The sequence below is a fragment of the Microbulbifer rhizosphaerae genome (assembly GCF_014191725.1).
Classification (GTDB): Bacteria; Pseudomonadota; Gammaproteobacteria; order Pseudomonadales; family Cellvibrionaceae; genus Microbulbifer; species Microbulbifer rhizosphaerae.
The window spans coordinates 127,524-133,909 of sequence record NZ_JACHWZ010000015.1; the positions used below are offsets into that span (position 1 = coordinate 127,524).

Annotated in this window: 4 protein-coding genes and 2 rRNA genes; 2 read left to right on the top strand and 4 right to left on the bottom strand. The window is 57.8% G+C overall.

The features are described 5' to 3' along the window. Nucleotides 1-98: 98 nt before the first annotated feature. Both FHS09_RS15760 and FHS09_RS15765 read right to left on the bottom strand, forming a co-directional pair. Nucleotides 99-1,256 carry an NnrS family protein gene (locus FHS09_RS15760; protein ID WP_246395080.1) on the bottom strand — a complete coding sequence of 386 codons (1,158 nt, stop codon included), beginning with the start codon at nucleotides 1,254-1,256 and terminating at the stop codon, nucleotides 99-101. 138 nt (nucleotides 1,257-1,394) lie between these two features. Beyond that, on the bottom strand, nucleotides 1,395-3,008 hold the full coding sequence (locus FHS09_RS15765; RefSeq protein WP_183461647.1) for an MFS transporter: 1,614 nt from the start codon (nucleotides 3,006-3,008) through the stop codon (nucleotides 1,395-1,397). Between the two features lie 265 nt (nucleotides 3,009-3,273). On the opposite strand from FHS09_RS15765, the gene narL reads away from it, so the two are divergent. Continuing rightward, nucleotides 3,274-3,951: a two-component system response regulator NarL gene (gene narL / locus FHS09_RS15770; RefSeq protein ID WP_183461649.1), complete on the top strand. Its 678-nt coding sequence runs from the start codon at nucleotides 3,274-3,276 to the stop codon at nucleotides 3,949-3,951. Nucleotides 3,952-4,093: 142 nt separating this feature from the next. Further along, the gene (gene moeA, locus FHS09_RS15775; RefSeq protein ID WP_246395082.1) at nucleotides 4,094-5,299 is read left to right on the top strand and encodes a molybdopterin molybdotransferase MoeA; all 1,206 of its coding nucleotides are present in this window, start codon (nucleotides 4,094-4,096) and stop codon (nucleotides 5,297-5,299) included. 557 nt (nucleotides 5,300-5,856) lie between these two features. Here moeA and rrf read toward each other — a convergent pair. After that, nucleotides 5,857-5,972 (bottom strand): 5S ribosomal RNA (gene rrf / locus FHS09_RS15780). A 269-nt stretch (nucleotides 5,973-6,241) separates the two neighbouring features. Beyond that, a 23S ribosomal RNA gene (locus FHS09_RS15785) occupies nucleotides 6,242-6,386 on the bottom strand; the annotation flags it as partial.

Here is a 6,386-nt window from a genome sequence, read left to right on the forward strand (position 1 = left end):
GAGCCCCTGAACAAGCGTCCGAAGAGTCGGCATCGTTGCCGCAGGCAAACGAAAGTACAGCCCTTACGGAGTGGCCGCATGCGTGCGATAGCATCGCTTCAGCCAGCCTGTCCATCCGCTCTCGGAGCAGTCAGTATCGGCGTATAACAGACCAGGAACAGACCGTACCCCAGAATCCACGCAGCGACCGCCAGGATATAGGCCGCCGTTGCCGGCGCCCAGAAAACCCTCGCCAGCGCCGCGAGCAGCAGCGCCGCAAAAGCCAGGGGCATCACGCTAGGTGCCCGCAACTGGCGGCCGCTGTGGCCGAGGCTTACGCGGCTGATCATCGCCAAAATCATGCCGCCGATCCCCCCGACGGCAAAGGCATGCAAAGCCCCACTCTCAAGAGCGGGGGCGATCCCCGGCCAGGCCAGAGAAGCCATGAACAATCCGATCACAACCATCCAGTAACTCAGGTGCAGGGACCATAGCAGGGGCTCCCGCCAGATTCGGGAGACATGCCAGCGGCTACAGCGCAATAGCTGCAGAATTCCCAATGCCAGTGCCAGCAGGCCCCAGGCGGCTCTAGGCAGGCCGAAAGCCACCAGCAGCAACAGGACAAGAGCGCAGGTGTGAGTGCCGATCTCCAGCACAGGAATCTTGTCCCGCGGGCGCATCTGGTAGCGCCTGGCGGTGAAAAAGGGTACGACCCGACCGCCAAATACGAGTATCAGACTGACGACCAGCAGCAGTGTCAGCACACCGATCCGGCGCTGCCACTCCGGCATCAACCAGTGCAACGCGGATAACACGGCGAGCGCTACCAGTGCCGGGATCACGAACAGATTACGCCACTGCCGCATCGCCAACAGCCTGCGGCCCACCAGCAGCGCAGCAAACAGGAAAAAGCCGGCTTCCGGTATCACTGGAAGCCACGGTGGGACGGCATTCAACCCATAGCCCAGCCGCGCCAACAGCCAGAGCCCCGACATGACAACCAGCGGTGCACCGGACGGGGCGCGCAGGCCGGTCCAGTTTTGACTGGCCGTTGTGATGAACCCCACCACTACGGCGCCGGCAAATCCGAACAGCATTTCGTGCACGTGCCAGGCGAACCCCGCCCGCAGCGCAGGCAGCTGTATACCGAGTAATACGGCAAGCCAAAGGCTGAGACAAATACAGCTCCATGCTGCGGCAGCCAAAAACAGAGGGCGGAAGGGCATCCGCCATAGAGGGGTGAGCGCAGTTTCCCGCTCGCGGTCTAGGATTTGCATCACAACACGTCTCCGTAGGCATCGGGGATGTCGAGAGAATACTCACAATGGCCGACGCCGAGATCAGGACCAGTATTAAAAAAATGAGAGGGGTTGCCCCCTCTCTCAATCATGCAATCATGGCCCAATCAGATTTGATCATGGGTTATAGAATTCGCTGCCTTTGCGCAGGTAGTACCAGTAGTTGATAAGCAGGCACAACGCGTAGAAAACGGCGAAGCCGACCAGCGCATATTCCGGGGTAGTCGCCTTGATCTGTTCGCCGAATACTTTCGGGATATAGAAGGCTCCGTACGCGGCTACCGCGGAGGTCCACCCCAGCACAGGGCCGGCCTGCTCTTTTGGAAACACCATGGCAATGGTGCGGAAAGTCGAGCCGTTGCCTATTCCCGTGGCCGCGAACAGAACCAGAAACAGCAGGAAAAAGGGTACGAAATGCTCTTCCGGGGTTGCGGATGCATAGGCCGCTTTCATGTAGTAGGACACACCCAGAGCACTGACAACCATCACCAGAGCGCATACCTGGGTTACCAGGGCCCCACCGATCCTGTCGGCAATCCAACCCCCAACTGGGCGTATCAGTGCGCCGATGAAAGGCCCCATCCATGCGTACATCAGTGCACTGGGACCGTTTGCATTGACAGTGCTATGAGTCATCACGCCATCGACCGCCACGTGGCTGTAGCCAAAGATCACCTTGATCGCCAGGGGGAAAGCCGCGGAATAACCGATAAAGCTGCCAAAGGTCATGGTGTAGATCACACTCATTACCCAGGTGTGCTTGTGGTTGAAAATTCGGTACTGCCTGTTCAGGCTGCTTCTGATCTCCCCGGGTAATAACTTGAGGCCATAGACAGTGCCGAAAATTACAAAGACCAGCACAATTTCCTTGGGCACTCCCCACCCGGACCCATTCGCACTCTCCGGCAGCAGTAACCAAAGACCCACCACAGCGGTGAGGAAACCTATGCCGAGCATCAGGGTCATCTTGCCAAAGGCGCCGACCGGGTTGCCGATATCCGGCGACACCTCTTCGGTACGGATATTGTTCATACCAAACCAGCCGGCCAGCACCAGAGGCACCAGAATCAGCAGCCAGAGAAACCCGGCATTCTGTATCCACGCCTGGGAACCCGCGGGAATTTTTCCGATCAGGGTTCCGGATGAACTCACCAGAGTCATCGGATCTCCGCCCATGGCGCCAAAGGCACCAAAGGTCATAAACAACGGCACCAGTATCTGCATGGTGGTGACGCCGAAGTTGCCGAGCCCCGCGTTCAGCCCGAGAGCCAGCCCCTGTTTTTCCCGGGGGAAGAAAAAGCTGATATTGGACATGGAGGAAGCAAAATTGCCACCGCCCAGACCGCTGAGGAGAGCCAGCAACTGGAAGATCCACAGCGGCGTGTTGCGGTCCTGCAATGCAATCCCCGCTCCCAGGGCGGGAATGATCAACAGTGCGGTGGTGAATACTATGGTGTTGCGCCCGCCGCACAGGCGGATAAAGAAACTGCTGGGAATGCGCAGCGTGGCACCGGTCAAACCGGCAATCGCCATCAGGGTGAACAGTTCAGACTTGGCGATGGGGAAGCCCAGATTGAGCATCTGTACAGTGATGATCCCCCAGTACAGCCATACGGCGAATCCTGCCAGCAGGCTGGGAATTGAAATCCACAGATTACGGCTCGCAATTTTACTTCCCCGGGACTGCCAGAACTGGCTGTTCTCCGGAGACCAATCGTATATGTCGGACACAGTGGCGGCTCCTGCTCAAAATGTTTCTTGATGCCACTATGGCCGCCCCCGCGCCAGCGCTCAATTACCATCAATAAGTACCCCGTTTTCCACAGGTGACCTGATATCTGCGGGTATATCCTCCTATGTATCGGGGCCCGGCAATCGGTACCGGCGAAAATAGCAAGACACCTCTACCCACTTTGGGGTAGTCGGTTCCACTGCCTCACAGCTGTGTTAGCATCAGATATGTAAAATCCGATAGCACAGCAAGGTGGGGAAAACCATGTCCAGTCCAGCAAGAGTCATGATGGTTGACGACCATCCCCTATTCCGCAAAGGACTGATGCAACTCTTCAGTCTGGAGCCCCGTCTCGAACTGGTGGCGGAAGCCAGCAGCGGTGAAGAGGCGGTGAAGCTGGCGCAGGAGTGCGATCCGGACATCATCCTGCTGGACCTGAATATGCGGGGTATGGACGGCCTGGATACGCTGCGGGCCATGCGCGCCTCCGATGTCACTGCGCGCATCGTAATGCTGACGGTGTCCGACAATAACGCCGACGTGGTGGCCTGCATACGCGCCGGAGCAGACGGCTACCTGCTGAAGGATATGGACCCGGAAGATATCCTGGAGCAGGTATTGGCGGCGACCCACGGCAAGCTCGCGATCAGCCAGCGCCTTACAGAAATTCTCGCCTCCGCGCTGCGCAAGCCGGACAATTCCGGCGCCGACGTGCTGTCCACCCTGACCAGTCGCGAGTACCAGATACTGCAGCAAATCGCGATGGGGCTCAGTAACAAGCTGATCGCCCGCGAGCTCGACATCTCTGATGCCACCGTCAAGGTACACGTCAAGCACCTGCTGAAGAAACTCAACATGCGCTCCCGGATAGAGGCAGCGGTTTGGATGGTGAACCAGAAGCGCAGCGAATCGGCCTCCAGCAGCCGGACTTCCGAGCGTTAGCCTCATCGCCTGATGCCAAGTTCCCTGCTATTACCCCCTGTGGGTAATAGCCCGGCCCACAGCCGCTTGCTAGTCTTTTCGCCTATCCTTTTTCAGGCGAATCACCTCTATGCCAACAGATTGCTGCAGCGCCGTCGGCCTGATGCCCATCGAAGAGGCCCACCGTAAGCTTGTCGAATCCATATTTCCGGTAAGCGGCGAGGAGAGAGTGCCATTGGCGGACGCCGCCGGCCGGGTACTCGCCGAGCCAATGCTGGCGAAGATCGACCTTCCCGCTTTTGACAATTCCGCAATGGATGGCTATGCGATACGGCGCAGAGACCTGAGCGGCGGGCGATCGTTGAAACTGGCCGGAAAATCCTTCGCCGGCGCACCTTTTGAAAATCCTGTTTCCCCAGGCTGTGCTGTGCGCATCATGACCGGCGCCGCAATACCACCGGGTGCGGATACCGTAGTAATGCAGGAATACGTCAGGGTCAAAGGTGACCGGATATTTATTGGCAATGGCGTAGAAGAGGGAGAACATATCCGCCGCCGCGGTGAAGACGTACAGACTGGGAGCGAACTCCTGGCTTCAGGACAGCAGGTTACCACCGCGCATATCGCCCTCGCGGCCGCCGCGGGAATCGGCTCAATCGTCGCGATACGCCGGCCGGTCGTCGCGGTATTCTCTACCGGCGATGAACTGCAGCAGCCCGGAACCGCACTGACGGCAGGTGGCGTTTATGATAGTAATCGAGTCGCCCTAGTATCCGCCCTGAGACAAATGCATGTCGAAGTACTCGATCTCGGCATTCTGCCGGACGATCCTCTCCAGATATCCAACGCACTGGAAAACGCCGTCACCAAGGCCGACGTCATCATCACCTCCGGCGGGGTTTCCGTCGGTGAAGCAGATTACACCCGGGAAGTCATTGAGGCTCTCGGTGAGATTTGCCTGTGGAAGATTGCAATGAAACCGGGAAAGCCCTTTGCATTTGGACGTGTCAGGGACACCCCCTTGTTTGGCCTGCCGGGCAACCCGGTTGCGGCTCTGGTTACCTTTTATCAATTAGTGGTGCCGGCACTGGAAAAACTGCGCGGCCTGACACCGAAGGCCCAAACAAGCCTGCACGCCCGACTGATATCTCCACTGAAGAAGAAGATCGGAAGAGTGGATTTTCAACGCGGATTCTACGCTCGAAATCAGCAGAGTGAGCTGGAAGTGGCGGCCGTGGGGCAGCAGGGAAGCCATATATTATCGGGCTTGGCGAAGGCCAATTGTTTTATTGTTTTGCCTCGCGACAGTGGCGACCAGTCAGCGGGCAACCAGGTGGAAATTACTCCATTCCTGTCACCGTTTGCCTGATTCAGGTTTTTCAAACTGGGATTAATATTCAATAGCAGTGGGATTGGTTTGTGTTTTGGGCTTTTCTGAGAACTTAATCGCGGCCATGGGCCGTTCCTACAGGGAGGAAGGGAGATTATTTTGTAGGAGCGGCGGGGCGGCCATCCGCCCATGGCCGCGATCGATCTTTGAATCTGCCACTGCGTGGTGTCTGTAGGAGCGGCCGTTGGCCGCGATCGGTGTTGGATTCGTGGCTTTGGGATTGCAGTCCGCGTACGGTGGGGAGAGGCTGTTAACTTCTGCCTCGCCATCCCTGGCGCAGCTTCTAAGTGTTCGATCCAGCCCCCGCCCGGCCGTCCCTGGCCGGTCGCGCCAACGCACGCGAAGCGATGCTTCGCAAACGCGCCTTGGCGCCCTACTCTGACCGCGGCACATCCATGTGCCGCGCCCCTACGGGCGCCTGCGGCGTCCAAATCGGCTTTCCTGCCGATTTGTCACGATGTTCGGCAGTAGGTCGTTTGTGCAATCTGTAAATAAAAAAAGGGCCACCCGCTTGGGTGGCCCTTTTTTATTTAGAAGCCTGACGATGACCTACTCTCACATGGGGAGACCCCACACTACCATCGGCGATGCTGCGTTTCACTACTGAGTTCGGCATGGGATCAGGTGGTTCCACAGCTCTATGGTCGTCAGGCAAACTGGCTTGGGTTGGCGTGGTCTTATGAGCGGTTGCTCTGCGCTGCCGTCTGACTGTCCGTTGCCTCGCTGATTTTCCAGCGTAACAGTCAACCCAAATAAGTCGGTAAAACAATCTGTAGTAATACACCGCAAGGCTGCTCTTTCAAGCGTAGTCTGCGCGTCTCTCTGACTTCACAATCCCGCTTCACTTCGAGCCTCAACTTTAAGTTTTCACTCAAGCCTTCACTCTCCGCTCAGCCTGTCGTCAGTAACCATCTCTGTTGTATGGTCAAGCCGCACGGGCAATTAGTACTGGTTAGCTCAACGCCTCACAACGCTTCCACACCCAGCCTATCAACCTGGTAGTCTTCCAGGGCCCTTCAGGGGACTCGAAGTCCCAGGGAGATCTCATCTTGAAGGAGGCTTCCCG